General features: G+C 70.2%; 20 protein-coding genes and 1 pseudogene. 14 read left to right on the top strand and 7 right to left on the bottom strand.

Annotated features, from left to right (window positions below; genetic code table 11):
• Positions 1 to 106 precede the first annotated feature (106 nt).
• From ACH34R_RS21080 to ACH34R_RS21070, 3 genes are read left to right on the top strand one after another with little or no spacing between them, the layout of a single operon-like run.
• Positions 107 to 787, top strand: a complete 681-nt coding sequence (locus ACH34R_RS21080) for a TetR/AcrR family transcriptional regulator (protein WP_397563165.1) — start codon at positions 107 to 109, stop codon at positions 785 to 787.
• A complete protein-coding gene (locus tag ACH34R_RS21075) occupies positions 780 to 1,703 on the top strand; it encodes an ATP-binding cassette domain-containing protein (protein WP_397563164.1) in 924 nt (307 codons plus the stop codon). Before ACH34R_RS21080 ends, ACH34R_RS21075 begins: the two co-directional genes overlap by 8 nt.
• A complete protein-coding gene (locus ACH34R_RS21070; RefSeq protein WP_397563163.1) occupies positions 1,700 to 3,292 on the top strand; it encodes an ABC transporter permease in 1,593 nt (530 codons plus the stop codon). Before ACH34R_RS21075 ends, ACH34R_RS21070 begins: the two co-directional genes overlap by 4 nt.
• A 28-nt stretch (positions 3,293 to 3,320) precedes the next feature.
• Here the strand turns inward: ACH34R_RS21070 and ACH34R_RS21065 are convergent, their stop codons facing one another.
• Positions 3,321 to 4,367 carry a questin oxidase family protein gene (locus ACH34R_RS21065; protein WP_397563162.1) on the bottom strand — a complete coding sequence of 349 codons (1,047 nt, stop codon included), beginning with the start codon at positions 4,365 to 4,367 and terminating at the stop codon, positions 3,321 to 3,323.
• 179 nt (positions 4,368 to 4,546) lie between these two features.
• Positions 4,547 to 4,690: pseudogene (locus ACH34R_RS21060) on the bottom strand (GTP cyclohydrolase I); the annotation flags it as partial.
• A 276-nt stretch (positions 4,691 to 4,966) separates the two neighbouring features.
• Here ACH34R_RS21060 and ACH34R_RS21055 point away from each other — a divergent pair.
• From ACH34R_RS21055 to ACH34R_RS21040, 4 genes are all read left to right on the top strand, one after another.
• On the top strand, positions 4,967 to 5,287 hold the full coding sequence (locus tag ACH34R_RS21055; RefSeq protein ID WP_397563161.1) for a hypothetical protein: 321 nt from the start codon (positions 4,967 to 4,969) through the stop codon (positions 5,285 to 5,287).
• Between the two features lie 107 nt (positions 5,288 to 5,394).
• On the top strand, positions 5,395 to 6,117 hold the full coding sequence (locus tag ACH34R_RS21050; protein ID WP_397563160.1) for a VOC family protein: 723 nt from the start codon (positions 5,395 to 5,397) through the stop codon (positions 6,115 to 6,117).
• Between the two features lie 267 nt (positions 6,118 to 6,384).
• Entirely contained in the window at positions 6,385 to 6,948 is a 564-nt protein-coding gene (locus tag ACH34R_RS21045; RefSeq protein ID WP_397563159.1) for a DUF1062 domain-containing protein, read from the top strand.
• Positions 6,949 to 7,389: 441 nt separating this feature from the next.
• Positions 7,390 to 7,647, top strand: coding sequence for a phosphotransferase (locus ACH34R_RS21040; RefSeq protein WP_397563158.1), 258 nt, complete (start codon positions 7,390 to 7,392; stop codon positions 7,645 to 7,647).
• Positions 7,648 to 7,798: 151 nt separating this feature from the next.
• Here ACH34R_RS21040 and ACH34R_RS21035 read toward each other — a convergent pair whose 3' ends face one another.
• The 3 genes from ACH34R_RS21035 to ACH34R_RS21025 all read right to left on the bottom strand — a co-directional run bounded on the left by ACH34R_RS21035 (position 7,799) and on the right by ACH34R_RS21025 (position 13,488).
• Positions 7,799 to 10,480 carry a PQQ-binding-like beta-propeller repeat protein gene (locus ACH34R_RS21035; protein ID WP_397563157.1) on the bottom strand — a complete coding sequence of 894 codons (2,682 nt, stop codon included), beginning with the start codon at positions 10,478 to 10,480 and terminating at the stop codon, positions 7,799 to 7,801.
• Entirely contained in the window at positions 10,474 to 11,337 is an 864-nt protein-coding gene (locus tag ACH34R_RS21030; RefSeq protein ID WP_397563156.1) for a hypothetical protein, read from the bottom strand. Before ACH34R_RS21030 ends, ACH34R_RS21035 begins: the two co-directional genes overlap by 7 nt.
• 510 nt (positions 11,338 to 11,847) lie before the next feature.
• On the bottom strand, positions 11,848 to 13,488 hold the full coding sequence (locus tag ACH34R_RS21025) for an FAD-dependent oxidoreductase (protein WP_397563155.1): 1,641 nt from the start codon (positions 13,486 to 13,488) through the stop codon (positions 11,848 to 11,850).
• Positions 13,489 to 13,683: 195 nt separating this feature from the next.
• On the opposite strand from ACH34R_RS21025, the gene ACH34R_RS21020 reads away from it, so the two are divergent.
• Both ACH34R_RS21020 and ACH34R_RS21015 read left to right on the top strand, forming a co-directional pair.
• Complete coding sequence (locus ACH34R_RS21020) at positions 13,684 to 14,316, top strand: TetR/AcrR family transcriptional regulator (RefSeq protein ID WP_397563154.1); 633 nt, start codon at positions 13,684 to 13,686, stop codon at positions 14,314 to 14,316.
• Positions 14,317 to 14,972: 656 nt separating this feature from the next.
• Entirely contained in the window at positions 14,973 to 15,557 is a 585-nt protein-coding gene (locus tag ACH34R_RS21015) for a recombinase family protein (RefSeq protein ID WP_397563153.1), read from the top strand.
• A 445-nt stretch (positions 15,558 to 16,002) separates the two neighbouring features.
• Here the strand turns inward: ACH34R_RS21015 and ACH34R_RS21010 are convergent, their stop codons facing one another.
• Complete coding sequence (locus ACH34R_RS21010; RefSeq protein WP_397563152.1) at positions 16,003 to 16,566, bottom strand: TetR/AcrR family transcriptional regulator; 564 nt, start codon at positions 16,564 to 16,566, stop codon at positions 16,003 to 16,005.
• 72 nt (positions 16,567 to 16,638) lie between these two features.
• On the opposite strand from ACH34R_RS21010, the gene ACH34R_RS21005 reads away from it, so the two are divergent.
• From ACH34R_RS21005 to ACH34R_RS20995, 3 genes are all read left to right on the top strand, one after another.
• Positions 16,639 to 18,129, top strand: a complete 1,491-nt coding sequence (locus ACH34R_RS21005; protein ID WP_397563151.1) for a glycoside hydrolase family 1 protein — start codon at positions 16,639 to 16,641, stop codon at positions 18,127 to 18,129.
• A 757-nt stretch (positions 18,130 to 18,886) separates the two neighbouring features.
• Positions 18,887 to 19,270, top strand: a complete 384-nt coding sequence (locus ACH34R_RS21000; protein WP_362911897.1) for a hypothetical protein — start codon at positions 18,887 to 18,889, stop codon at positions 19,268 to 19,270.
• Positions 19,271 to 19,679: 409 nt separating this feature from the next.
• On the top strand, positions 19,680 to 20,585 hold the full coding sequence (locus tag ACH34R_RS20995) for a recombinase family protein (protein WP_397563150.1): 906 nt from the start codon (positions 19,680 to 19,682) through the stop codon (positions 20,583 to 20,585).
• A gap of 178 nt (positions 20,586 to 20,763) precedes the next feature.
• Here the strand turns inward: ACH34R_RS20995 and ACH34R_RS20990 are convergent, their stop codons facing one another.
• On the bottom strand, positions 20,764 to 21,210 hold the full coding sequence (locus ACH34R_RS20990) for a hypothetical protein (RefSeq protein ID WP_397563149.1): 447 nt from the start codon (positions 21,208 to 21,210) through the stop codon (positions 20,764 to 20,766).
• Positions 21,211 to 21,330: 120 nt separating this feature from the next.
• Here ACH34R_RS20990 and ACH34R_RS20985 point away from each other — a divergent pair, with 120 nt between their 5' ends.
• Complete coding sequence (locus ACH34R_RS20985) at positions 21,331 to 21,468, top strand: hypothetical protein (RefSeq protein WP_397563148.1); 138 nt, start codon at positions 21,331 to 21,333, stop codon at positions 21,466 to 21,468.
• A 361-nt stretch (positions 21,469 to 21,829) separates the two neighbouring features.
• A complete protein-coding gene (locus ACH34R_RS20980) occupies positions 21,830 to 24,889 on the top strand; it encodes a tetratricopeptide repeat protein (RefSeq protein ID WP_397563147.1) in 3,060 nt (1,019 codons plus the stop codon).
• The last annotated feature ends 31 nt before the right edge of the window (positions 24,890 to 24,920 follow it).

Genomic DNA, 24,920 nt, shown 5'->3' with positions numbered 1-24,920 from the left:
ACCGGCGGGCATCGGGCACCCCGGCGCTGCAAACCTCCTATGCAATCGGATAGCCTCTTCTCCAAGCGAACAACTTCCTAGTCGCTTGGATAGGAGGCAAAGGGAAGTGCCTGCATCAACGCCCGACCCTGCGGACCTGACCGCCCGCGCGCGGATCAGGGACGCGGCCTTGCGGCAGTTCGGGGAGCGCGGTTTCGAGGGGGCGACGACCCGGGCGATCGCCGAGGCCGCCGGGGTGTCCCCGGGGCTGCTGCGCCATCACTTCGGGTCCAAGGAGAAGCTGCGCGAGGCGTGCGACGAGCACCTGGTCAAGCTGATCACCAGGATCAACGAGCAGGTGGGCGCCGACCCCTCCGATGTCCGCGTGAACCACGTCGCGGCCTCCATGGCGGCCCTCGGCCCCTACCAGCGATACCTGGCCCGCGCCCTGACCGAGGGCTGGGCCGAGCCGGTGTTCGACGCGATGGTGCGGATGAGCGAGCAGCGGCTCGCCGGGCTCGACGAGCGCCGCTCCGATCCCCCCTTCACCGACCGCAAGGCCAGGGCGACGGTGGGCACGGCGATGGCGCTGGCCGTCGGGATTCTGCACGAGCACATCTCCCGGGGGCTCGGGGCCGACGTCTCCGGCGAGGAGGGCGCCCACCGGCTCGCCCTGACCCTGCTCGACCTCTACTCCCACCCCTGGCTCAGCCCCGAGGAGGCCGCCGCCCACCGCGACGCCCTGGACAAGTCCCAGGCCGGTACCGAGACCGCACCGCGCTCGATCGAGGAGCACCCCCATGAGTGACGCGATATCGGTGACCGGCCTGGTCAAGGCGTTCGGCGGCACCCGTGCCCTGGACGGCCTCGACCTCGTGGTGGGCACCGGAGAGGTACACGGCTTCCTCGGGCCGAACGGCGCGGGCAAGAGCACCACGATCCGCGTCCTGCTCGGCATGCTGCGCGCGGACGCGGGCACCGCCCGGCTGCTCGGCGGCGACCCGTGGGCCGACGCGACCGAGCTGCACCGCAGGCTGGCCTATGTGCCGGGCGATGTCACGCTGTGGCCGCATCTGTCCGGCGGCGAGGTCATCGACCTGTTCGGACGGCTGCGCGGCGGGCTCGACGAGGGGCGCCGCGCCGAGCTGCTGGAGCGCTTCGACCTGGACCCCCGCAAGAAGTGCCGCACCTACTCCAAGGGCAACCGGCAGAAGGTCGCGCTGATCGCCGCGCTGGCCTCCGATGCCGAACTGCTCATCCTCGACGAGCCGACCTCCGGCCTGGACCCCCTGATGGAGGAGGTCTTCCGCGAGACGGTACGCGAGGGGCGGCGCGGCGGGCACCGGACCGTGCTGCTGTCCAGCCACATCCTGGCCGAGGTCGAGACGCTGTGCGACCGGGTGACCATCATCAAGGACGGGCGCACGGTCGAGAGCGGCACCCTGGCCGGCCTGCGCCACCTCACCCGTACCTCCATCCAGGCCGACCTGGCCGCGCCGCCGCGGGGCCTGGCCGATCTGCCCGGCGTCCACGGCCTGCGCGCCGAGGGCGAGCGGGTGTGGTTCGACGTCGACACCGACGCCATGGACACCGTGCTGAGGCGGCTCACCGAGGCCGGCGTACGCGGGCTCATCAGCCGGCCGCCGACCCTGGAGGAGCTGTTCCTGCGGCACTACGACCGCACCGGCGCGAGCGGCGGGCGGCACGCGGGGGCGGCGCGATGACCGCTTTGACCGGTACCGGGCACCTGGTCCGCCTGGCCCTGCGCCGGGAACGGGCGATCGCCCCCTGGTGGATCCTGCTGATCGTGGCCTTGGGCCTGGCGGTGGTCGCCTATGTCAACCGGAACATGGGCACCGACGAGCTGAAACACACCTACATCAACATCATTCGCAGCAATGCGTTCCTCCAGGGGCTCGGCGGCGCATCCGTCGAACCGCGGCTGGACGTGCTCGCCACCTGGCGCAGCGGCGGGTTCCTCTACGTGGCCAGTGCGTTCGCGGCCGTCATGTCCGTCGTCCGGCACACCCGCCGGGAGGAGGACGCGGGCCGCAGCGAGCTGATCCGTTCGGCCGTGGTGAGCCGTCAGGCCCAGTTGACCGCCGCCGTGCTGGTGGCGGCGGGGATCGGCCTGACCGCCGGGCTGTGCACGGCCGTGGCGCTGATCGGGACCGGGCTGCAGCCGCTCGGATCGTTCGCCTACGGGGCCGCCGTCGCGGCGGCGGGCTGGGTGTTCGCCGGCCTCACCGCCGTCGCCGCCCAGGCGGCGCGCAACGCCCGTACCGCCACCGCGATCGGCCTGGCCGCGCTCGCCGTCGGCTACGTCATGCGCTATGCCGGTGACGCGAGCGGGCAGCAGTGGCCGAAGTACCTGTCCCCGATCGGGTGGGGCCACCTGGTGCGGCCCTACCAGGACGAACGGTGGTGGATGCTCGGGGTCTCGATCGCGGCCGGGGCCGTCCTGCTCGCCGTCGCCTATCGGTTGCTCGCCCGCCGCGACCTCGGCGCGGGGCTGTTCCCCGAACGCCTCGGACGCGCGAGGGCCCCCGAACTACGCGGCCCGATCAGCCTGGCCTGGCGGCTGCACCGGAGCCTGCTGGCCAAATGGGCGGCCGGGGTGGCGTTCTTCGCGGCGGCGGCGGCCGGGCTCAGCCCGCTGGCCCGCGACCTGCTTTCACGGCCGAGCCTCGTGGTGGACAACATCCGCAGCCTTCTCGGCATGTCCGGGACGCTCGGCGCCTACTCCTGGTACCTGATCCTGATCCTCGCGTACGCCGTCGCCCTCTACCCGGTGCTGATGATCCTGCGGCTGCGCGCGGAGGAGACCTCGGGCCGCGCGGAGGCCGTCCAGGCCACTCCGATGACCCGGCTCCGGTGGGCGGCCGGGCACCTGGTGGTGACCGGCCTCGGCACCGCCGCGCTGATGGCCGTCGCCGGGCTCGTGTTCGGCACGCTGTACTCACTGCTCGCCGGCGACCTCACCACCGACCTGCCCCGCTTCTTCGCGGGAGCGCTGGCCACCGTACCGGCCGCGTGGTGTGTGGGGGCGGTGTGCGTACTCGCGTACGGTCTGCTGCCCCGCGCCTGCGCGGCCATCTCCTGGACGGCATGGGCCCTGACCGCCGCACTCGGCCAGGTCGCCGGCCCCCTGTACGGCCAGTGGGGCGGCAGCCCGCTGGAGCCGTTCCACTACGTGCCCAACGTCTTCACCGCCACCCCCGCGGACATCCTGCCGATCGCGGCCCTGCTCGCCGTCACAGCGGCCCTCCTCGGCGGTGGCCTGCTGTGCCTGCGCCACCGCGACTTCCACTGAGGCCCGCCCGCTCACGGCGATCGCGCAGTCAGGAGGAAGGGGGTTCGATCAGGCTGATCGCGCGGACCACCGCGGCGAGAGCGGCGGGATCGCCGGTGCGGCGGTGGACGTCCACCGCCGTGTCGGCGAACTTGATCACATGCTCGTCCCCGTGCCGTACGGCGAGGTCGAACACCTCCTCCGCCGAGCCGGGGGCAGTGGGCGGCTCCCGCCGGGAGGCGGCGTCCGCCGGGGCGTAGGCCGCGGTCACCGCGGCGGCGGACGCCCACGCGGCGTCCAGGCCGGCCCCCCACTCGTGTGCGGGCAACGCGGGCAGCGTCCGCAGCACGGCCGTCGGCGCGGTCGCGGCGTGGACCAGCATGATGGGAGAGCCATGCGCATGAGTGAGATAACGCAGGGTCGCCGCGTCCGCGAGCTCGATGAGACCGGCCCGGGCCTGCCCGGCATCGGCGGCCGGCTTCAGCGAGGCCAGGGCCGGGCCCCACTCGGCGACCTCGGCAAGCTGTTCGAGCCGATGGTTGATGCCCTTGCTCTGGTCCGGGACCCGGGGGAGGGCGGCCAAGGCGCTCTCCGGCCCGGCGGTACCGGACGGCTCGCCGAAACCCGCGATGGGCTGCCAGCGCGCCGCCCAGTAACCGAGCGCCTGGCCCAGTTCGGCCAGCCGCGTCTCGTCCTGCCGCCGTAACAGCGCGTGGACCGCGTGCCCGGTACGGATCACTCCGTGAGTGGCCCCGGCCGCGATACCGGGCAGCAGCCGCGGCCACCAGCTCTCCAGCACGGCACGCCACGGCTGCTCCCGCACCTCCCGGCCGAAGAACGTCAGCCAGTCGCCGAGCCGGTCGGGGGCGCCCAGTGCCTGCCGCCACCCCTCGGCATCGATCGGCGAGGTGCCGCGCGGCGGTTCGTCAAGCCGGCCGACGTAGGAGTCGAGCCAGCGATGCACCGCACGGTCGTATCCGCGCCTGACCATCGACTCGACCGCCATCGGGCCATGATTGGACAGCCATCCGTCGAACTCGGGGCCCGTCCGGTGCAGCCGTTCGTAGGCTTCTTCCAGTATCCCGGTGTCGTTCATGACATCGGACGCTAATCGCCTGATTTCCATCGCGCCTCGGACCGGCGGCCGAGCGGCCCTAAGCCTTTGTGTCTAGGTATGTCCGGCCCTGACACTCATGCACCGGAAGGGACGAGCCGGTCCAGGGGGACGGTGGGGTCGGCGAGGGTGGTGCCGTTCCGCAGCCAGAAGGCGAGGAAGGTCCGCTTGGCCTGCACCTGCAGATCGCGGGCGAACAGCTCGACGACGCGGGCGAGCTTCGACAGCCCCAGGATGCGGTCGCCGGGCAGGTAGCCCACGTGCGCCACGCCCTGGAACGGCAGCAGGTGGTGCTCGCACAACGACTGCACCGGTGAGCCGCGACCAGGCCGCCGACGCCGTGCGGGCGCCCCGCAACACCGTCTCCTTCCACCTGGACAAACTGGTCGCCGAAGGGCTGCTCGAAGCCGTCTACCAGCGCCGCACCGGCCGTACCGGCCCCGGCGCCGGCCGTCCCGCCAAGTTGTACCGGCACGCACCCGGGCAGATCGCCGTCTCCCTGCCGGACCGGCGCTACGAGACCGCCGCCCACCTGCTCGCCGACGCCCTCCAGGAGGCACAGACCTCAGGAGAGCCGCCAGGTGACGTACTCGGCCGCCGCGCCCGCGAACTGGGCCGAGACCTCGGCCGCGACGCCCGCACCGTCACTGCCGCACCCGACGTCCGCACCGGGATCATCCAAGCCCTGGAAGCCCCCCGGCTTCGAGCCCCGTGCCATCGGCGACACCATCGCCCTGGTCAACTGCCCCTTCCACAGCCTCGCCCTGCGGCACACCGAACTGGTCTGCGGCATGAACCTGGGCCTGCTCACCGGGCTCCTCGAAGGGCTCGCCGCGACAGACGTCACCGCCCGCCTGGAACCCGCCCCCGAACACTGCTGTGTCCGCCTGCACCTGAGTTGAGCGGGACGGTGCGATAAGCGTTGGCGGCGCGGTCATCGGCTGGGCTAGCGTTTTCCCGGTATCCGCCGGAGTGAGGTGCTCTGCGAATCGCAGATTGGAGATGCGAGATGGGCCTTGGGCTCGACACGCTCTGCTTCGATGCGAACGACCCGCCCCGTCTCGCGCGCTTCTGGGCCGGCGTCCTGGGCTGGAAGCCGGACGATGACCCGCGCGATGCCATCGCGCTCCTGCCGGACGACGACACGGGGTTCCGGATCCGGTTCCTGCCGAGCCAGGAGGAGAAGACCGGCCAGAACCGGATGCACTTCGACCTGACCAGCACCTCCCTTGAGGACCAGCGGCAGACGGTGGCCAGGGCGCTCGAACTCGGCGCGCGGCACATCGACGTCGGCCAGCGTCCGGAGGAGGGCCATGTGGTGCTCGCCGACCCCGAAGGCAACGAGTTCTGCGTCATCGCGCCGGGCAACGAGTTCCTCGCCGACTGCGGATTCATCGGGGCGCTCGCGTGCGATGGTTCGCAGCAGGTCGGATACTTCTGGAGCGAGGCCCTGGGCTGGCCGTTGGTCTGGGACCAGGACGAAGAGACCGCGATCCGCTCGCCGCTCGGCGGCCCGAAGATCACCTGGGGCGGACCTCCGCTGATGCCGAGGGCGGGAAAGGACCGGCTGCACTTCGACGTCGCCCCGGCCGCGGGCAGTGATCAGCAAGCGGAGATCGACCGGCTCCTCGCCCTTGGCGCGACTCGCGTCGACAGGGGCGCACACGGGGGCGGCCGGGTGCTGATGGCCGATCCCGACGGCAACGAGTTCTGTGTGCTGCCCTCTGGATGAGGTGAAAGGGCCGAGGGACGGCTCGGCTCGGCGGGGGCTAATTCGATTGTGGCGCCGTCCGGCGAACGTATAACGTGCGCTCCAGCAACGTGCGCTCCAGCACCATTGATTCGTCGTGGGGACTCTCGCGTGACACCGCCTGCTCTCACCGCCTGACATCTTCTTCTGCGCTTTCTCACCGGCCGTGCGGTCGGTCTCGCCGGGCTGCGCTCGATCAGTGAGCCGCCCTGGCAACTCGGCGTTTTGTGTCAGGTCTTCAGAGAGATCATGTCTCCACAATCCCATAGAGATGATTTCGTCCTGCCCTGGATCGTGCGGAGGACGCGACTGCCGCTGCTCGCCATGCGCTGCCTGGGCTGCCGCGCGGAGGCGGCCACCGTCGGCGAGGGCAGGTTCCGGATCAACGCCAACGGCAGGCTGCTTGATGTGTGGCTGCTCGTCCGGTGTGCCGGCTGCGCTCGTACCTCGAAGGTCGCGGTCCATGAGCGGGTGCCGGTCCGATCGCTGGATCCGGCCAGGCTCCGCGCCTTCGAGGCCAACGACCAGGCGCTCGTCGCTCATGTGCTGCTGGACCCCGCCGTCGCCCGGCGCAACCGGTTCGTCCTCGACTGGCGTGGCGCCTGGCGGCTTGAGTCGTCGGCCGTCGAGGCGGCCTGGCCGTACCGGGTGAACGTCGCCTTCCTCGATCCCGTGCCCGTCCGCCCGGGGCGACTGATCGCCCAGGGCCTCGGGATCAGCAGGGGCGAGGTCGAACGCCGGATCAAGTCCGACTTCCCGCTCACGCGCACGACGAGTACGGATTTCTCGTTCGTGGTCATGCCCGCCGTGTAGGGCCGGGAGGTGCGGTGGGACCGGGGTCATGCCGGGCGGCTGTGCTACCTGTGCCCGCCGTCATGGCGTCCGCCTCGGTCCCGCCGATTCGGGCGAGGAAGAACCTCCTGACGTCCTCGGCGAGCAGTCCCGTGCCGAGGAGATCTTCAGTCTGGACATCGAAGACCTTGCCTCCGAGTTTCCGCCGTGGCCGCGTCACCTCCAAGGGCGGCGCGCTCAAGTACGTGCACTGGGCCATGATGGTTGGGCAGCAATGGACGGCCAGTGGCGTTAGCGAGCCGTCGGGGCTCGGGTTACCGCCGTTGGCCGTTCTGATGCGGGTGGTCGCGCTGTGCGGCCTATGGAGCCCCGGTCAGCGTCGATGAGGTTCACGGTGCTGGGCCCTCTACTCGGGTCCATGCGGATCGGCCGCAAAGTAGCTGGTGCGTGATCGTGGTGACGGTGAGTGTTCTCAGGGGCAGACGCGGCAGCAATGTCCACTTCGGCGAGGACGGCAAGCTGGCCGGCGTGCTCGACTGGGACCGGGCGCTCCTGTCCGACCCGGCGGCCGACGGGGCACTCGTCGCGACCTGGCACGGCTGGGCCGTCCTCCGCGCGGTCGCCGACGCGGAGACCTACCGGCGCTCCTGGGTCTGGAACGACGCGGTCAGGGGCGGGCACCTCCACGCAGTGTTCGGGGCGACCCCCTGTCGCACGTGAACGGTTTCGTCAGGTCGGTCGTCGCCTGGCTGGAGGAGCGCGACGCGACTCCGACCGGCCCGGGCGACAGACCGGCGACGTCGGCTGACATGCGGCACGACGACCCCGATCTCGCAGGCGATGGCTCCTGCCGCTCTCCGAGCGTCCTCACCTATCCGCCGGCTCCCGGCGGATAGGCGGGGCTGAGAGCGTACACGTTGCCGCTGCCGCCCGCGTAGACGAGGCCGCCGACGACGGGGCCGATCGCCGGTTCGCTGCCGGTGTGCACACGCCACCTGGGTGCGCCCGTCACACCGTCCAGGGCGTGAACGGTGTCGTCCGCTCCCGCGTACACGATGCCCGCGTGGGCGACCGGGCCGGAGACGACGTCGCTTCCCAGCGATGTGCTCCACCGTTGCGCGCCCGAGGCGGTGTCCAGGGCGTGGACGCTGCCGGGTCCGGCCAGGTAGAGGAGGTTTCCGGAGATGGTCACGCGGGTGTCCGAGTCGGTGCTGCCGGTTGGGAAGGTCCACCGCTCCTTGCCGGTACGGGCGTCCAGCGCGTGCAGGGTGCCCGCCGAGTCTCTGGCGTAGAGGGCGGTGCCGATGAGTTCTGGTGCGGAGACGAGGCCGTGGCCGATCGGGGCGCTCCAGCGTTCCGCGCCGGAGGCGGCGTCCAGCGCTCGCACCCGGCTGCCGGTGCCGACGTAGACGACCTTCCCCGCCGCAGTCACGGCCGCGTCGCTGCGCGCGCTCCATCGACGGTGGCCGGTGGCGGCGTCCAGCACGGACACGGTGCCGTCTCCAGGTTGGACGTAGACGGCGCCGCCATCGATCGCGGGATGGCCGCAGCCGCGCTCGCCGGTACGCCACAGCCGCCGTCCGGAGGCCGCGTCCAGCGCGACGGCCCTCTCACCGGGACAGGAGACGACGAGTCCCTCCGCCACGGTCAAGCCATCGATCCAGCCGTCCTGGTAGCGCCATTTCGCAGCGCCCGTGCGGGCGTCCAAGACGTGAAGGTCGCCTGCCTCGGAGATGTACACCTGGCCATCGACGACCTGAAGCAGGTGAGCGATCTTGTTACCGATCGTGCGGGCCCAGCGCGGCCGGCCGGAGGCGGCGTCCAGGGCGTAGACCCGGCCGCCGCCGGAGGCGTAGACGATGCCGTCCGTCACCATGGGCGCGTTCCACAACTCGCCGTCGGTGGGGAAGCTCCAGCGCACCCGGGGAAGGGGAACGGGCCTGGGCCGGGGCAGCCCGTGGCGGGCCAGCAACTTATCGCGTAACACCGGGGCCAGGAACCTGAGCGCAGGACGGGAGGGGGAGGCCAGCCGGACGATCACGGGCCCCACGCCGATGACGGCCTGTGGCGCGGTTCCGGTGCTCGAGGCGGGGGTCCGGAAATAGTCCAGCAGGTAAGGATCCTCCGTCACCGGGTCATAGGGAGGCCCCTGCTTGATGCGGGTGGTCTCCGCGGCGAACATCCGCCGCGCGGCGGCGTCGGAGTGCGCCACCCAGTCCACCGAGACGGAGATGACGGGGGCGTCGTCCGCGGACGGGATCCAATCGCACTGGACGGGCTTGGGCAGCGGCCACCCGAGCAGAGAGCGCTTTACCGGTCTGGGCACGTAGCCGTCCGCCTGGAAGCGCAGGTCGGCTGCGGACAGCAGGCCGCACGCGTCCGGCCAGGCGTCGCGCGCGACGTCGCCGAACAACTCACGCCCCGTCGCGGCCCCGTACGTCAGGGCGTAGGCGGTGACGCGCCCGCCGGACTGCACGAACGCCAGGTCCTCTACCGTCCCCACCAGGGAGGCGTCCCCGCTGGGCATGTCGAGTGGCAGCGCGCGCAGGTGTCCCGTGACAGGGTCGAGAGAGGTCAGGAACATCGGCAGCGGCCACTCGGCCACGTTCACATACCTGCCGTTGAGGACCTCGGCGGGGAGACCGCCGAGGTACATCGGCTCGGTCCACCGGCCGCCCCGCACCGGGTCGGCGGGGGTCAGCGACTCCTCGAGGGTGGACAGGCGCCGGCCGTCCGGCGCGTGGAACGCGGCGTAGTCGTCGGTGGTGACCTGGACGTACCCGTCGCCGCTGACGGTGAGATCGAGCAAGGGCCGATCGCCGGCCTGCTCCGGGTACGAGTGCGGAGGCGAGGGCAGTGTACGCGTCCAGGCGGGCCGCAGCGTGGCCGGATCCACGGACGCGAGCCGGACCCGGTTGCCCGCGCAGTGGTCGAGCAGCAGCACCGAGCGGGAACCCGCCCCGGCGACCAGGTCACAGTGCCGCTCGTACACCGTGCTCGCCAGGGTTCTGCCCGAGCGCAGGTCCAGGGACAGGAGGGTGAGGGGTTCGGACTGCCGCTCGGCGAGCACGACGCCGCGCTCGGTCACCATGATCCGCGGCCCGCCGTAGGAGTCGGCGCCGGACTCGTCCCCCTCGTCGGCAAGGTCGACAGCGTGTTGCCACAAGGCCGCGCCCGTGAGCACATCGTACGCCCGGAGCAACCGGCCAGTGCCTTTCTGGCTCTCGGTGAGCACCACGACCGTGCCGGCGGCCACCCACACCCCGTCCACGGTCGCGCCGGAGGTCGTGAAGGTCCGGATCAGCGCGCCAGTGCGGGCGTCGTGGATGCGTACCGTGTCCTCGCCGGCGGCCATGGCCAGCGCCTGCGCGGACGCGCCGTAGAGCGGGATCTCGTAGTCCCGGTCCTCGGCATCGGCCTCGGCATCCGCCGGCGCCGACCACGTTGTGCGCCACTGGACGGGCACAGGGCCGCTACCGGGGGCGTCGGCGGCCGGCGTCACCAGCAGCAGCACCGCTGTCAGCAGGGCGGCGGCGGCCCGCGCGTTCAGCATGTCGTCACGGCCGTGCAGGCCCGGTCGGTGGAGGTCGGCACCCAGCCGGCGGTCTCCACTAGCTTGTAGGCGCTGCGGTAGGAGTCGGCGGGGCCCGTCAGCCGGAACGGAACGCCTCCCGGCCCGTTGATCACGACCTGCTCGGACCGGTCTCCGGCCAGCACCGTGGCCACGAGATCGAACTCGTAGTAGGCCGACTTGCCGATGACCGACAGGCTGAGCGTGACCCTTTCGCCTCGCTTCAGATCGATCTGCTTTTTCGTGAAGTACGCGGTGTCCGGCTCCTTCTTCGTGGTGAAGCGGACCGGCCGCCGATCGAGGTCGGCGACGAGTTCGATCGTGCCGGCCTCCCCGGCGGTGCCCTGATACAGGTAGGCGCCGTCAGCGGGCGGCGCGCGCAGGAGCACTCGCGGCCTGACGTCGATGATGCGTAAGCTGCTGCGGTTGCCCGTCAGGACGACGGTGATGTTCGCGTCCCCGATCGTGGCGACGTGGTGGCGGGCCAGCATGGCCGCCATCTCAGCGTTGTCCACCGCCCTGCCCAGCAGCGTCGCGCGGTCCCGGGGGTCGGTCACCGGCTCCCTCAGCACAAGCGGGCGCTCGTCCTGCTCCACGTCCACGTGGCCGATCGTCAGCGGTGGCGCGCCGCCGAGGTTGTCGACCGCGTCGGTCCCGCCGGTCGTGTACCAGGCGGTGAACACCACGCCGATCGCCGCGATGAGCACGGCGCTGACGATCCCCGCCAGCCACGTACGCGCGGCTTTCCAGCCACCGCCTGAGGCCCCTTCCTGCGGCGGGTCGCCGCCCGTCTTCGCCGTGCCCTTCGTCCGTGCCTTACCCCGGCGTTTTCTGGCCATGACAGTCTTCCCGGTGGGCGTGGATGCGCGGGTTCCGCGATCAGTATGCCCGCCCGGCGCTCACCGATCACCACAAAACGGACCCGCCACCCCATCAGTAGAGGCGGTCACGCATCGGTCGGGAAGCCGCGGACTTCGCCGGCTTCGGGTGCTTGCGGACCTTGTTGTCCAGTACTCGGTACGGGCTCAGGCCCTCGCTCTCGGCCGGCGCTTCGATCCACCGGGCCCCAGCCCGCACCAGGGGCAGGTCACCTCGGACCAGATCTCGACCCTCGTAGTGTCCCCTCCGATTCCTACCATTTGTGCGTAACGTCAAGGTAGGACAGTACGGAGAGCCTTACAAAAGGCACATCACTGTGCGCCACGGAGGGGAATGTGCGTCATGGAGCACGCAGGGGGATCGGCTCATCGCGATCCTGGAGGACGGCGCCCTGCGCTACATCGACCCGCAGCGCGATGTCCCCGGCATCTCCCAGTGCCGGTAAGGAACCGGGCGGCTGCGGCCTTGTCTCAGCGATCGTGGCCGATGTGCTTCCGTGCGAGTAGCTGCGTAAGGACCTGCTTGAGCTCGTGTTCCGGCTGGCGCCCCGGAACACCAGAGCGCCAGCCCACGAACCCGTCCGGCCGCACCAGGCTCATGCCGGTGCTCGTGATGCCGTACCTGTCCAGGAACCGCTCGTCGGGATCCTGAAGCCCGACGCCGATGAGGTGAATGTCCAGCTTGACGCCCAGTGAGGCCGCCGCCGTCCTGGCCGCCGCGGCCCAGTCCCCACCGTCTGGGGCGACCAGGACCACGAAGGCACCGGTGAACAGGTCAAGCGTGGATACCCGCGTCCCGTCCCGGTCCAGCCAGACATGGGGTGCGCGCAGACCGGGACGCCCGCTGGGCTTGCGGGGGTCTTCGATCGGCTCGTCGGGGGTGTGGGGCTCCACACGGACGGCTGCGGAGTCGTACCGGTATCCGAAGATCATGGCTAGGTCGTCGATCGCCGTGAGATCGTCCGCGGTGCCGTCGTGGCGGGCGTTCAGCAGCCGCATGGCCTGGTCCAGGGTGACCTGCGCGACCGGCCGGCGCTCGTCCTCGTACGTGTCCAGCAACGACGGACCGGCCTGGCCGTTGAGGACCGCGGCGAGTTTCCAGGCCAGGTTGTGCGCGTCCGCGATGCCGGTGCTGGCCCCGTAGGACCCGGTCGGGGGGAAGACATGTGCCGCGTCGCCGACGAAGAACACCCGGCCGGCACGGTATCGACGTGCCACCGCCGCGCCGAGCCTGACGTCCATCGGCTTTGGGCTCCAGCCGGCGGCGGGGGGCACCAGCGTGAGGTCGAGGTCCGCGATTCCGACGGCGCGCCGGACCAGTTCGGCACAGCGCTGCTCGGTGAAGTCCTCGACGCTGTGGCCTTGCTGCGGCTGGAAGGGCACTCCCAGCATCCATCGCCCGGCCTGCCGCAATGGCGACAGGACCGTGCCGGCCACCGGTTGGTCGAAATAGGCGAGCATGAAGTCGCGTCCCCGCAGTGCGTCGTCGAGGTCGGCGTCGAAGAGGAAGTGCGCGGCATGGCCCAGGACTCCGGGGCCGTCGGCGCCGATGCCGAGGCGGGCGCGGATGTCCGCGCGGTTGCCGTCCGCGGCGATGAGGTAGTCGGCGTGAATGCGGTGTTCGGCGCCACTGCCGAGATCGCGGACGACGGCCCGCACACCGTCCGGGGCCGCGTCGAAGTCGATCAGTTCGGTACCGAACCGCACGTCGGCGCCGCCGTGTTCGGCGGCGGCGCGCACGACGAACTCCAGCTCATCCTGATCGATCAGCCCCCAGTCGGTGGGGCTGAGCGACGTGGGCGGGCGAAGTTGGGCGAGCGTGTCGATGCGGAAGCGCTCGGGGCCGGTCAGGGTGTCCGCGCCGATCATCTCGGGCTTGTCGGCCAGGAGCGAAGAGCGGGCGCGGATTTCGCCTTCCAGGCCGAAGGCCCGGTAGATCTCCATGGTGCGGGGATTGAACGCCCGCGCCTGCGGCATGATCGCCGTGGACGGGTGCCGTTCGACCAGAGTCGGGCGAAGGCCGAGGCGCGCGAGGAACAGCGCCATGGACAGGCCGGTGATACCTCCTCCCACGATGAGCACGGCGGTGGCGTGGTCGTGCGGTGTCGTCATTGCCAACGATCTCCTGTGGTTGCCGCCTGGCCAGGCGAAACGGACGAATGTGAGGGTCTTGCCGGAGCTGCGAGGAGCTGCGGGGGCTCCGGGTGGCCCAGAAGTACGATCAGCCATATGCTCCACTATGTCAAGTGGGTACTTGATTAATATGAGAGTTCACTTGAGATTGCCGAGTGTGGCTACAATCGTGGTGTGTCGACGTCGAAACCGCGCCGCTCGCCCAAGCCACAGGAGCGCCGGCGCGACCCGGAGCGCACCCGCAGACTCATCCTGGACGCGGCGGAGGCCGAGTTCGCGGCCCATGGGTTCGCCGGTGCCCGCACCGGGGCGATCGCCGCCCAGGCCGGCGTCAACCAGCAGCTGATCTGGTACTACTTCGACGGCAAGGAGGGCCTGTACCAGGCCATCTCGGAACGCTGGCGGGAGCGCGAGAACGACCTGGTCACGCAGGACATGCCCATACCGGAGCAGATCCGCCGGTACGCGTTGGAGGCGCTGAACAACCCGGACGGCGTCCGGCTGCTGGCCTGGGGCGGCCTGGAGTACAGCGGCCCGCAAGACGACCCCGACCACACACCTCGTGCGGATCGGCTGAAAGGCTTCGTCGAGCGACTGCGTGCGCGGCAGGAATCGGGCGGGCTACCTGCCGAGGTGGACCCGGCCTGCCTGACGGTCATGCTCATCGCCACCGCCATGGCCACCACCAGCCTTCCGCACGTCATCGCGGGCGTCTGCGGGGTCGATCCCCGCGACCCCGAGTTCGTGCGCCACTACGCCGAGCAGGTCACCATCGTTGCCGGACTGCTGGGACTCGACTCTCCCTAGCGAGAGACCTGGCCGCCGTGCCGAACCGGCCGCCCTGGACCTGGGCCCGGCCGCAGTCCCCTGCATGCGCCCGCGATGAGCTCAGCTCCTGCGCATCGGTGAGCACGTGTTGGCGGAGCGGGACCGCACCGCCGTGAGCAGTTTGGGCGGGCCGCGGCGACAGTAGGAGCCGCACAGCTAGGTCCGCACCCGGGTGCGCAGCTCTTGCTCGTTCGCCTTGGCCTCGATGCCGTGCCATCCTCGCGGCAACGACACGAGCGGCGGCGTGTACCTGGACTCGCGTGCCTGGATCATCATGGCCCGCCGTCGCTGATCACCGCATCTGGTCTAGGGGGTGGACCTGCAGTGGAACCGGTTCGTACGGTAAGCGCCTTCCCGCAGGCCAGGGTAGGGTGCAGACGGTGCCCGCGCGGGGTCGTTAGCGTACGTTCCGGTTCCGGCGCAGCTCGCCTGTGATCACGGTTTCGGGGTGGATCGGCTGGTGGGTGACGCCTGGTGACTGTGATCTTCGTGTCCGGAAGTCCTCAGTAACGGACAAGATCAAATAAAGGGCGGAGCGGTGGCCGCCCAACCCGCCGAAGCGTCTGAAACCCTGACCGGAATCAATGTCGAAAAGCATCCGTCACAGAGCCGGGTATCGGTACATGATCGAGGCCATGAGCCTTCCCGTGCATCCTCTCGCCGGCCAGCGGGTCGGCTACGCCCGGATCTCCAGCGCGTCGCAGAATCTGGACGGGCAGACCGACGCGCTGAATGCGGCGGGCTGCCAGAAGGTCTTCGCCGACACCGCGTCGGGCAAGCTGACCGAGCGCCCCGAACTGACGCGGTGCCTGGAGTATCTGCGAGGCGGGGACACGCTGGTGGTGTGGCGGCTGGACCGGCTGGGCCGCTCCCTGCGGCATCTGGTGGAGACCGTCAACGCCCTGGCCGGGCGCGGAGTGGCCTTCGCCTCCCTGCACGAAGGGATCGACACCAGCACCAGCACCGGCCGCCTGGTCTTTCATATTTTCGCGGCGCTGGCGGAGTTCGAGCGGGAGTTGATCGCCGAACGGGCGGCGGTGGGCCGGGCCGCCGCACGAACCCGAGGCCGTCTCGGCGGCAGACCCGCCAAGCTGTCGGCGGAGCAGGTCGCGCTGGCGCGCTCCCGCTACGCGGCGGAAGACGCCACCGTGGCCGAGATCGCCAAGGCGCTGGGCGTGGGCCGCGGCACCATCTACCGGGCCCTGCAGCAGCCATCCTGACAGCCACACCAGGGCCGCGACTCTTCGGGATCGTGGTCATATCGGCCGCGAATTTCGCCACTGCCGGCCCTCTTGTCGTCAGCCGGTTTGGGCTGCCTGGTGGCTGGTCGGCGTCCTCCTCCCGAGCGCGGCCCCAGCCCCAAAGTGGAGTGATCGTTGCAGGTCACCCCAGGAGACGGCTTCTCGCCGCAGGTGTGGGTTTCGGTCGGGAGGAGGACGCCTGGTCGGTGGCTGGAAGGTCGCGGGTGTGCCGAGGTCGATGACGTCGCCGTGAAGGTGGGCGACGTGGACCGGATGGCACTCGGCGTAGGCGGCCAGGTCGGCTCGTTGCCGGGCGGGGCGCGGTGGGTGCGGGCGAAGGCGACGAAGCGGCCGATCAGGCGTATGCGGCCTTCCAGCAACATGAGGTTGGCTCGGCCGTGGCGTTGCTCAAGCCCAAACGCCGCTACTCCGTTGTCGACGACAGGACGGCTTGTGCCGCCCGGTCAATGCGGGCGGCCGCGCTGGCCGGGTCGGGTGCGCCGAGGTCCAGCCAGGTCATGATGGCTTCGACGGTGACCGTCAGACAGAGCTGCGCGGCCCACGTCGCCCAGAGCGGATCGTTGACGACCTCGGCGAGGTTGCGGCGCACCTCCTCCTCCATGCCCGCGCGCAGCTCGTCGATCTCGGATCGGAACCGCGGCTCGCGCGCGGCCTGGTGGAAGAGCAGCCTGAACGCGCCGGGATCGGTGGCGGCCCAGCGCGTCATCTCCTGGACACTGCCCTCGGTAAGTTCGTCGCCGACGGCCTCGGTCAGGTGGGCGGCGGCCCGCTGCAGCGCCGCGCGGTACAGGTCGTCCTTGGACTCGAAATGCCGGTAAAGAATCATGCGGCTGACGCCGGCGGCCGTGGCGATATCGTCCAGGCTCGTCCCGGCCAGGCCGGCTCTGGCGAAGATCGGGGTGGCGGTGGCGAGGATCTGCTCGCGCCGCTCGGCCCGCGCCAGCCTTGGGGAGTCGGAGGTGCTCATCGGCCCGCCTCTTGTTGCGTTCATGTATATATTGCGAGTGTATACGCCGATGTAACAATCAAGGAGTCAGGTATGCCCGCAGCCCACCGCGATGCGCATTTTGACGAAAGCCCTCGGTTCCCGGACGGCTTCCTCTGGGGCGCGTCCACCGCCGGCTTTCTCATGGACGGCGCGCCGCTCGCCGACGGCGCCGGGCCCTCGATCCAGCACACCTTCGCCGGCACCCCCGGCAACGGCTACCCGGCCATGGCGCTGGAACGAGGTGTCGAGCACTACCGGCGCTTCAAGGAAGACGTCAGCCTGGCCCGGGAGATCGGCCTGCAGTCCCTCCGCTTCTCGATCTCCTGGCCGCGCGTCCTCCCCGAGGGGGCGGGGACGGTCAACCGGCGAGCCCTCGACCATTACGACGCCTACGTCGACACCCTCCTGGAAGCGGGCATCATCCCATTCCCCTACCTGTACTACTGGGACCTTCCGGCCGCCCTGCAGGATCGTGGCGGTTGGGCTAACCGTGACTGCGCCGGCTGGTTCGCCGACTACGCGGCCATCGTGTACGACCGGCTGGGCGACCGTGTCACCCGCTGGCTCACCGTCTGCGAGCCGTGGTCGATCGTCCACCTGGGTCACCTGGTCGGCGAGGACGGGCCGGGCGTCCGGGATTTGCGTACCGCGCTGCGCGCCGGCCATCATCTGCTGCTCGGGCACGGCCTGGCGGTGCAGGCGTTCAGGGCGAGCCGCGCCCGCGGCGAGATCGGCCTCAGCACCGTGATGACCGACATCCGGCCGGCCACCGCGAGCCTGCCCGACCGTGACGCGGCCCGCCGCGCCGACGACTACTTCAACCGGCTCTTCCTCGACCCCGTCCTGCTCGGCTCCTACCCCGGCGACCTGCCCGAGCGCCTGCAGCGCGACTGGCCGCCGGTCGCCGACGGCGACCTCGCCATCATCTCCACCCCGATCGACTTCCTCGGCGTCGTCTACTACCTCCGCCTGGCCGTCACCGGCCCGGCACCCGCCGAAGTAGCCCCCGCCAGCTCGGCGCCACCCGAGGCCCCTTCCGAGGCGGCCTTCGACGACGTCGACCAGCTCGGGATCATCGAGCTGGCGGCGATCGAGCGCCAAGAGACCGTCCTGGCCGAACTGCTGGACGTGCACGTGACCGAGCCCGCAGGGCCCGTCACCGAGCTGGGCTGGGAGATCGCCCCGGACGGCCTGAAGAACATCCTGTACGCGCTCCGCGACCGGTACGGCGACCTGCCCCTCTACCTGGCCGAGAACGGCGCCGCCTTCCCTGACGCCGTCACCGCCGACGGTGCCGCCGACGCTGTCGTCGACGACCCCGCCCGGCGCGCCTACATCCGCGACCACCTGCGGGCCGCGCACGAGGCCCTGCGCGCCGGCGTCGACCTGCGCGGCTGGAGCGTCTGGTCGCTACTCGACGACCCCATGAACCGATTCGGGCTGATCCACGTCGACCACGACAGCGGCCGGCGGACCGTCAAATCCTCGGGGTACTGGTACCGCGACGTCATCGCGGCCAACGGACTCGTTCCCCCGCCATGAGCCCCTGGACAGGCTTTGCCACCCGGGCGTTTCCGCCTACGGACGCGCAGCGGCGAAGCCATCTCCAGCGCTACAGCCGGGAACCACGAAGACGACGAGGGATAGGGGAAGCCCATTGTCCAGCCCGGTTGCACAGTGTCCCCCGGCTACGCCATCGCGGAGAACGACGTGCTGCAGCACGAAGTCGAGGCCAGCGGCAGCTTCGACGACTGGTACGAGGCCCTGACCGAGATGCGCGACCCCACGTCGAGCGCGCCCACCCCGGCCCCGCCACGGACGTGTGACCCGCCCGCGTGGCGGCGCGGAGAAGATCGGCACCGCCATGCGGGAACGCATTCCCTGCAGCAGCGCAGAGCGGCACACGGCCACGGACTTGTTCGGGTGGTACGGTCCTGGACCGTAGTCGGCGGTATGCCTCGGCACGGTCCTCGGCGCTGCCCAACCGGGGGATGGCGACGGGCTGGTACCGGCCGATCGCAGCGCTGGTGTCCTCTTGCAGCGAGATGGCAGTAGTGGGAGAATAAATAAGAGGCTTGAAGCGAGGCCCCAAATGCGGGAGCCACTCTGCTCGCCAGTAATAGTGCACACACCTGCTGCTGTCCACGGTAAGCAGTGGTCGCGTCAGCGAGGTTCAAAGATGAAATTCGCATATCTCACGGCGGCTGCGGTTCTGCTGACTCCCATCCCGTTCGCGGGTATGACGCAGCCCGCTGCGGCAGTCCCCACTCACACTGTCTGGGTCAGAGGAACCCTACACGTGTACGACCACGGTGGACTCTTCGGGAGCAGTACGAGCAGCACTCTGAGAATCAAGGCAAACCGCATCCTTACACACAACGGTCGTACAGCGCATGTGTTTGTCTGGACGTGCGCAGGTGGTGAAACCAGGGGCCAGCTAAGCATCACGCTGCGGCTGCTTGGCACCGAAGTGGTTTCCGCCCGGCCATGGCTGCAACTTTACGAAGGGGCGAGCTGCAACAACGACGACCTCGACGATGAGGAACTGTCTCCGAGCCGCACCGTCCCTCGTAATGTTTCGCGGGGCTTCAATCTTTCTGTGACTAATAACGAGTTTGGCTCGTATTACGATTACGCAACAGCGGCCTTTGACGTGACTCATTGGGAAGGAGCCGGGCCGTGAGACTGGCGAGGTCGCACAGCCTCGCAGAAATCAGAGCCCAGCTCGGTGGGCGGCCACGGGCAAGGCCGCCGCAGCGGCGTGCTGACCATCCCGACCACTCCGAAGGCTGCCGGGTTCCCGCCCGGTGGCCTTTCGTTGTGTCGACGCAGCGCGGCGTCTCACCCGCCGGGTATCCGTTGGGTCGACACAACGAAGGTGGGGAAGGTGTTTCAATCCAAAGGGGAGGCGGAAACGGTCGATTCCGCCCCCAGTCGCAGATCCAATCGGCTTGGCCCGCCGACCTGCCGGAACCGGCCGCCGATCCAATCGAATCCGGTCCACTGTTCCGCCTCCCCATTCCGCCCCCACTAGGGTGGTCCGCGGACACCGCCGGGCCCCGCCCGGCCCACCCGGGGAAGGCGAAGAGCACATGGCCGACCGGCTCTACCTGCGGCACTCCACCGACAAGCAGACCGACGCCCGCCAGCGCCACGCCCTAGCCCCGCTGCTGGCCGCCGGCGCCCTCGCCTACGAGGACCCCGCCACCTCCACCCGGCAGCTCTCGCTCGACCGCGCCGGCTTCACCCGGCTGCTGAACGAGGCCGCCGTCGGCGACACCATCCGCATCGCCGACGCCGCCCGACTCTTCCGCTCGGTGGCCGACATCCTCGCCCTGCGGCCGGTGCTGATCCGCCGCGGCCTGCACCTGCGGGTCGAATCCGGACTGCTGTCCGGCATCGACCTCGCCTCCGACGATCCCGGCACCAAAATGATGGTGAACGTGCTCGCCGCCGTGCTGGAGTTCCAGCGCGACATGATCTCGGAGAGCACCCGCGAAGGCGTTGCCGCCGCCGAAGCCTCCGGCAAGACGCTCGGCCGCCCCGCCGCGCTCAACCAGGACCAGGCAGCGAAGGTGGTCGAGGCGTTCGGCGAAGGCGCCGCCGTCAAGGCCCTCGCCCGGCAGCACCAGGTCGACCCGAAGACGATCCGCCGGGTCCTGGACTCCGCCGGAGCCCGCGAACTCCCCGTGCAGCTCGACGTCCTCCCGGACCCGGCCGCCGAGCAGCTGCCGGAGCCGAACCCGGTGATCACCCTCGACCTTCCCGGTCTGCTCGCCGACCACCTGCTCGCGGGCGGCGACGAGACCGTCCGCACCGCGCTCTCCTCCGGCCGGACCATCCGCCGCGGCCAGGGCCACTCCCTCCGGATCACCGCGCCGCTCGAACTCCACCGCACCGCGCTGCAGCAGGCCGCCGCCCTCGCCACCGAATCCGCCAGCTCCGCCGAGCGCAAGGCCCACCGGGTCTACGCCACCCGCATCACGGCCGCGACCTGATCATCAGGGGCTTATCGCTAACCACGTCCTGATTGATCCCCGAAGCCGAGATCCGCACCCGGATTCTCAACGACGACCTCGCCGGCGACTTCGCCCGCTGGTACCCCGGCCTCAAGAACTCCGATCATCCGGTCGAACTGGTGGCCTGACCATCCCACGGTTTCTTCCGGTCTCCCGTTCACAGGGACAACAGCGACAACAGGCCCTCCAGGTTCTTCCAGACAATGAAGATGACGACGTAAAGCAGCACGGCTCCAGCGAGGAGCGCGATCACGAACAGCGCAATCGTGCCAGCACGCGATGCTGGTTCCCAGCCACCGATCGGTTCACGTCCCGACGTCGGCATCACCCCCTGTTCGGCACCGTGCTCGTCCAGGTGGTGCTCGATCCCGGCCCGGCAGGCCCAGCACAGCAGCCAGTCGGTCTTGTCCCTACGTACCTGGGCGACCCACTCCCCGTACCAGTAATCGTCGGGAAGGCTGAGGTCAAATGACTTGGCTAGCCTCTGGAATTGCTCTAGGGCCACGCTCGGCCGGTAGCCGGTGTTGACCGCTGCTTGCAACTGCGCTGCGCTGTACCGCTTGGCGCCCGCGCCCGATAAGGAACCGCAGATGTCGCAGGCCATATCCGGCACGGTAGCCGCGATTCGGATTCTTGACGACATCCCTGATCGGCCCCGGAGATCATCGCCGGGGGGATCCTCCGGCGGCGGGGAGATCACGCCCCCACGGCCCTACAGCGCGCCATGATCGCCACTGAGTCGGAGGACGTCTTCCGGCGCGAGGTGATCGACCGGCACCGCCTTCCCTGCCTGCCCCCCGGCGGGCGCCTGGTGGAGCCGGAGGACGTCTTCCGGCGCGAGATCGATCAACACGACCGCTGAAGCTTCTGGCACCAGATCAAGCCTGGTCAAAGCACTCAAAGGCCCCTTCAGGGCTTAGAGGCTGCCGCGCTGACCTGCGGGAACACGATTCCGGGAACGGGACAGAGTCCACCGTATCCGCAGGATGAACTTTTGGCGTGCCTGATGTAGCAGGCTGGACTATCGATGCGATGGCAAGAACTAGTCGTCGTTGTTGCGGTCGGCTTGTTGGAACGGGTGGCGTGCGCCACTTGGTGACAGCGCGGACAGAAGGCGCACTGTCCGAGAAGCGCGATCTCGCTACGATCGCCGAGGGTCACGAGTGGGTGACGCTCGGCCAGGCAGCCAGCGTGCTGAGCCGGCGAGCCGTCAGGCTGAAAAGATGCCGCTACGGGCCGTTTCCGGCGAGGGGACCCAGGGGACTTTGCGCGGCACCATTTTGCGGGTGCTGCGGGTGCTGGCCGTGCTCGCGGGTGTGGAGCTGGTCCTGGGCGGGCTGGTGTGGTTCCTCATCTACCCGCCCGGCCAGGATGATCCGACGCTGAGCAATCTGGACCAGTTGTTCGGCGTGCTGGGTGGGGCGGCTGGGCTGGCCGCGCTGTGGGTGGCGGTGGCCACGCTGCGCCGGACCACCACCGCGGTGGCATCACCGGCTCGGCCGATGCCGCCAACAGTCTCAAACGGTGAGGCGGTGGCAGCTATCGGCGAGCGTGGGTCGGCCCCTGGCGCGCTGGCCGGTCTGCCCGCCGCCCCTGCCGCTTTTACTGGCCGTGGCGACGCGCTGGCCGAGTTGCTGGCCTTCTTGGACCCGTCCGCCTCACGCGGGGACGGAGGGACGGGGGTGGTGGTTTCGGCGGTGGCCGGGATGGCCGGGATCGGCAAGACCGCGCTGGCGCTGGTCGCCGCCCACCACGCCACGGCGATGGGCTGGTTTCCCGGTGGGGTGTTCTTCCTCGACCTGCGCGGCTACACACCCGACCCGGCCGATCGGGTCCCTGCCGACGCGGCTGCCGCGCAGTTGCTACGCGCCATCGGCGTCCCCGACGCCGACCTGCCGCCCACCGGCGATGAGGTCCTGGCCGTGTATCGGTCGGTGCTCGCCGATCAGGCGCGTGCGGGTCGGGGGGTGCTGGTGGTGGCCGACAACGCGGCGGTCGCCGGGCAGGTCGAACCCTTGCTTCCCATCCAGGGCTGTCATCGGCTGCTGGTCACCTCCCGCCACACCCTCGCCACGTTGCCCGCCCATCTGATCGACCTGGCCTTCCTTCCCGAGAGCGAGGCAGTGGCCCTGCTGGCCGCCGCGCTGGCCATCGCCGGCCCCGACAGACGGGTAGCGGCCGAGCCCGGACATGCCAAGGCCATCGCCCGGCTGTGCGGCGGGCTGCCGCTGGCGTTGCGGATCATCGCCGCGCTGCTGCGCGCCGAGCCCGGCCGCCCGCTGGCCGCGATGGCGGCCGAGCTGGCCGACGCCCGTACCCGGCTGGAGGCGATGGAGACCGGCGACCGCGACACCCACGGCCGTCCGCTTGGGGTACGTGCCGCCTTCGATCTGTCCTACCGGCATCTGCTGGCTGAGGAACCGGAGCAGGCCAGGGTGTTCCGGCTGCTACCGGTCAATCCGGGGCCGGACGTCTCGACCGCGGCGGCCGCCGTCCTGGCCGGAACCGAAGAGCCGGTGGTGCGGCGGCAATTGGCCGCGCTGGCCCGCGCCCATCTGGTCACTGCCGCCACTACTGGGGACATCGGGACCGGAAGCGGGGATGGTGCCGGGCCTGGGCTTTCGGGGCGGGAGCGGTGGGGGATGCACGACCTGGTCCGCCTGTACGCCGACGAACATGGCCAGGCCTGCGCGGACGGCGATGACCGCGAGGCCGCGCTGGACCGGCTGCTGGGCTTCTACCTGCGCACCGCCACCGCCGCCGACGCGCACCTGCGGGCATTGCCTGGACAGGCCGTTCCTGATGCCTTCACTGGCCGCGGGCAGGCGATGGCGTGGCTGGACGCTGAGCGCGTTACGCTCATCGCCGCTGTCGCTCGGGCCTGGGCTACCGGCCGCGACCGCATCGCCGCCACCCTGCCCACCTGCCTGAACGTGTACCTGGCCTGGCGGCACGCTTTCGAGGATTGGCTGAGTGTCGATGCCATCGCGGTGCAGGCCGCTATCCGGCTCGGCGACCGGCACGGCGAAGGCCAGGCGCTGAACAACCTCGGCCCCGCTCTACGTCAGGTGCGGCGGTTCGATGAGGCGATCATCACCTGTGAGCAGGCCGCCGCCATCTTCCGGGAGATGGGTGACCGGCACGGCGAAGGCCTGGCGTTGGGGAACCTCGGCCTGGCCCTGGAGCAGGTGCGGCGGTTCGATGAGGCGATCACCGCCCACGAGCAGGCCGGCGTCATCTACCGGGAGATGGGTGACCGGCACGGCGAAGGCCGGGCGGTGAACAACCTCGGCCTGGCCCTGCGAGAGGTGGGCCGGTTCGATGAGGCGATCACCGCCCACGAGCAGGCCGGCGTCATCTTCCGGGAGATGGGTGACCGGCACGGCGAAGGCCTGGCGTTGGGGAACCTCGGCCTGGCCCTGGAGCAGGTGCGGCGGTTCGATGAGGCGATCACCGCCCACGAGCAGGCCGCCGCCATCTACCGGGAGATGGGTGACCGGCACGGCGAAGGCCGGGCGGTGAACAACCTCGGCCTGGCCCTGCGAGAGGTGGGCCGGTTCGATGAGGCGATCACTACCTGTGAGCAGGCCGCCGCCATCTACCGGGAGATGGGTGACCGGCACGGCGAAGGCCTGGCGGTGAACAACCTCGGCCTGGCCCTGCAGCAGGTGCGGCGGTTCGATGAGGCGATCACCGCCCACGAGCAGGCCGCCGCCATCTACCGGGAGATGGGTGACCGGCACGGCGAAGGCCGGGAGTTGACCAACCTCGGCCTGGCCCTGCGAGAGGTGGGCCGGTTCGATGAGGCGATCACTACCTGTGAGCAGGCCGCCGCCATCTACCGGGAGATGGGTGACCGGCACAGCGAAGGCCTGGCGTTGAACAACCTCGGCAACACTATGCACCAGGTGGGCCGGTTCGATGAGGCGATCACCGCCCACGAGCAGGCCGCCGCCATCTTTCGGGAGATGGGTGACCGGCATGGCGAAGGCCGGGAGTTGACCAACCTCGGCCATGCTCTGGGCGAGGTGGGCCGGTTCGATGAGGTGATCACTACCTGTGAGCAGGCCGCCGCCATCTACCGGGAGACGGGTGACCGGCACGGCGAAGGCCTGGCGTTGGGCAACGTCGGCGATGCTCTGCGAGAGGTGGGCCGGTTCGATGAGGCGATCATCGCCTTGGAGCAGGCCGTGGACTGTTTCGAGGCGACCGGTGATGAGCACAGCGCGGGCATCGCCCGGAACATCCTGCAGGAGGCTCGACGGGAGCGGGCCGGCGGGTGATGCTCCGCCACGAATCCGTGACCGGCATGCG

It is taken from the genome of Spongiactinospora sp. 9N601 (assembly GCF_044326295.1).
GTDB classification, from domain to species: Bacteria; Actinomycetota; Actinomycetes; order Streptosporangiales; family Streptosporangiaceae; genus Spongiactinospora; species Spongiactinospora gelatinilytica.
Note: the sequence above shows the minus strand (reverse complement) of the source record. Positions and strands in the feature narration are given on the sequence as shown.